The organism is Desulfothermus sp. (assembly GCF_053993635.1).
Window position 1 is genome coordinate 1 of sequence record NZ_JBMYBT010000052.1, and the last position, 3,022, is coordinate 3,022.

The 3,022-nt window shown below is 33.2% G+C and carries 5 protein-coding genes; 1 reads left to right on the plus strand and 4 read right to left on the minus strand.

Going from position 1 to position 3,022, the window contains the following annotated elements; translation table 11 throughout:
* Positions 1 to 963, plus strand: a 963-nt coding sequence (locus ACY2V1_RS03785) for an inositol-3-phosphate synthase (RefSeq protein WP_461833465.1), incomplete at its 5' end; no start/stop codon positions are given.
* A gap of 35 nt (positions 964 to 998) precedes the next feature.
* Here the strand turns inward: ACY2V1_RS03785 and ACY2V1_RS03790 are convergent.
* The 4 genes from ACY2V1_RS03790 to ACY2V1_RS03805 all read right to left on the minus strand — a co-directional run.
* The gene (locus ACY2V1_RS03790; protein WP_461833466.1) at positions 999 to 1,193 is read right to left on the minus strand and encodes a CooT family nickel-binding protein; all 195 of its coding nucleotides are present in this window, start codon (positions 1,191 to 1,193) and stop codon (positions 999 to 1,001) included.
* A gap of 10 nt (positions 1,194 to 1,203) precedes the next feature.
* A complete protein-coding gene (locus ACY2V1_RS03795; RefSeq protein WP_461833467.1) occupies positions 1,204 to 1,401 on the minus strand; it encodes a DUF8180 domain-containing protein in 198 nt (65 codons plus the stop codon).
* A gap of 19 nt (positions 1,402 to 1,420) precedes the next feature.
* Positions 1,421 to 2,614: a nickel pincer cofactor biosynthesis protein LarC gene (larC, locus tag ACY2V1_RS03800; protein ID WP_461833468.1), complete on the minus strand. Its 1,194-nt coding sequence runs from the start codon at positions 2,612 to 2,614 to the stop codon at positions 1,421 to 1,423.
* Positions 2,615 to 2,629: 15 nt separating this feature from the next.
* Positions 2,630 to 3,022: cob(I)yrinic acid a,c-diamide adenosyltransferase (locus ACY2V1_RS03805; RefSeq protein ID WP_461833469.1), on the minus strand; the 393-nt coding region annotated here is incomplete at its 5' end.

The following is a 3,022-nucleotide window of genomic DNA, read 5'->3' on the forward strand; positions in this document are numbered from 1 at the left end:
TATAAACCAGAGCACATCAAGGTGGTAGCTGCATTTGATATTGATAAAAGGAAAGTTGGCAAAGATGTATCAGAAGCCATATTTGAGCCACCAAATTGTACCAAGGTATTTTTTGATGATATTCCAAAACAGGATGTAAAAGTAGAGATGGGCAAGGTCTTAGATGGACTGTCCGAACACATGAAAAATTATGAAGACAAATATACTTTTCTACTGTCAGATGAAAAAGAATTGGAAAAAGAAGATATTGTCTCAATTTTAAAAGAAAGAGACGTTGATGTGCTTTTAAATTATCTCCCCGTGGGGTCAGAGCAAGCCACTAAATTCTATGCAGAATGTGCCCTTGAAGCCAATGTGGCATTTATTAATAACATTCCAGTGTTTGTAGCTAGTGATAAAGAATGGGCAATCCGCTTTAAAGAAAAAAATATACCCATCCTAGGAGATGACATAAAATCTCAAGTAGGTGCAACTATTGTGCACAGGACCTTAACTGATCTATTCAAAAAAAGAGGGGTCAAACTGGACAAGACGTATCAATTAAATATGGGTGGAAATACCGACTTTTTAAACATGCTAAACAGGGAAAGACTACAATCCAAAAAAATCTCAAAAACAGAGGCAGTACAGGCTGTAGCGGCAAAAAGGCTGGATGATGAAAATATACATATTGGACCAAGTGACTACGTACCATGGTTAAAAGACAACAAGATTTGCTTTATTCGGATGGAAGGCAGGTTATTTGGTGATGTGCCAATGAACATTGAGCTCAGACTCTCTGTTGAAGATTCGCCAAATTCAGCTGGAGTTGTAATAGATGCAATTAGATGTGCCAAAATAGCCCTGGACAGAAACATAGGAGGACCGCTCTTAGGACCATCATCTTATTTTTTCAAACACCCACCAGTGCAATACACTGACAGCGAGGCATATGAAAAAGTAGAGGAATTTTTAAGAGGATAAATATAACAGTAAAAAGCCCGTGTTAAACGGGCTTTTTACTGTTCTTCTTGAAACACAATTTCGTTTTTTGAACCGTCAAAACAGACCAAATACCCTGTTATCTCTTTTTTTTCTCCAAATATATTTTGGGCCACATAAGTTTTATCTTTTTTTGTAATCAAATCAACAGATTCCATTATTTTTTCTTTGGAACCTTCTTTTTTTAACAAAATCAAACTATAATCGCACATAAAATTCTCCTTATAGATTTTTTAATGCCTCTTGTATTTCCCTATTCATATTTTGTGTGTGTTCAACCAAATTTAAGATGTACTTTGATGCAGATTCAAGACCATTTGATTTTAATTCATCTGCAAGTTTTTTGTACTCTTCCATATGTTTATTGTTGTGTTCCATCCAATGCTCTAATCTTTTTTTTACTTTTTCAGTATATTCCATCTTTACCTCCTTTAACATATTAATCTATATCTTTTTTCCCTATATTAAGACCATTTTCCATTAATTTTAGTCTAAGTTCCACAGGAGACATACCGTTTTTTTTACAGAGTGTTTTTAAAGATTCAAATTCAGGCCTTTTATAAGACCTATCTTGAAATTTAAATTCCTTTAAAGCAATATTCCCCAAGTTAGTATTAACAGAAGTTGTAAATCTATCTAATTTGACCCTCTTTGTTTTGTTTAATCTCACTCCCAAGCTCATAGTGTTTTTAAAAATAAAATATAAGACATCATCTAGCCTATCTTCAGAACAAATTACCTTTAATATCCCAGCTGGCCTATTTTTTTTCATGACTCCAGGAATAAAAAATACATCCAGCGCACCAGATTTTAATATGGTATCAAAAATATATCCTATCTCTTCCCCTGTCATGTGGTCTATATTTGTCTCCAAGACATATACCTCATCTTCTAAAAATCCCTTTTTTTTATCCTCTATTTCTTCAAATAAAATACCCCTTAAAATATTTGGTATATTCATTTCCATGTGCCCTATACCTATGCCATCTAAAATGAGTTTTCCTTCTGGCTTTTTATTGTAGAAATCAACCACTTGATCTAAGATTAACGCCCCGGTAGGAGTAATAAGTTCCTTATTTTCAGAAGTAAAAAATGTTGGCTTGTCCTTTAGTAATTTTAAAGTAGCTGGAGCTGGTAAAAAAATTGTCCCATGTTCACACAAGATATGTCCTTCGAATAAAGGTATTTTTGATGAATAAACTTTTAAAACTCCAAGTTTCTCAAGACAAAAAAAACATCCAACTACATCAACCAGGGTATCAACAGCTCCAACTTCATGAAAATGTACATCGTAAGTTGATATTCCATGCACCTCTGCCTCAACCTGTGCCAATTTTCTAACTGCCTTAATTGACTTTTGTTTTATATTGCTACTTATATTTAATCTATTAACAATTTCCTCGATATCAGATAAATTTCTGAATCTCTGGTTTTTGTTAAAATAAATATCAACTCTGGTTCCAGAAAATCCCTTTGTTCTTCTTTTTTGATAAGCTATTTTAACAGGTATAACTTCTGATATAATGGATTCAAGCTCTTTTAGATCCACTCCAAGATCAGCCATAAGGGCAAGAAACATATCGCCGCTAATTCCACCTATTATCTGGAGATACAATGTATTAGTTTTACTCATGATCTTTATTTGTACCTACTTTTCTATACCTTCTCTAGCCACAACACCCTTTACATAATAATGTTTTATTTCTCTCATCTCAGTTACCAAATCAGCAATATCTATAATTTCTTGTGGAGCATATCTACCAGTTAATATCAATTCCACATCTTCTGGTTTATTTTTAATTATATCAATCACTTCATCAACAGGAAAAAGATTGTAATAAAGGGCTATATGTATCTCATCTAATATTACAACCTGATATTCACCGCTATTTATAATTTCTTTGGACTCTTTAAGGCCATCTCTAGCACGTTTTATGTCTTCTTCTGTTGGGTCGTTGTAGATAAAACAATCCCTTCCAAATTGTTTAATAGTAATTAAGTCACTAAATCTTTTTAAGCTTTCAAGTTCACTATAGTGCAT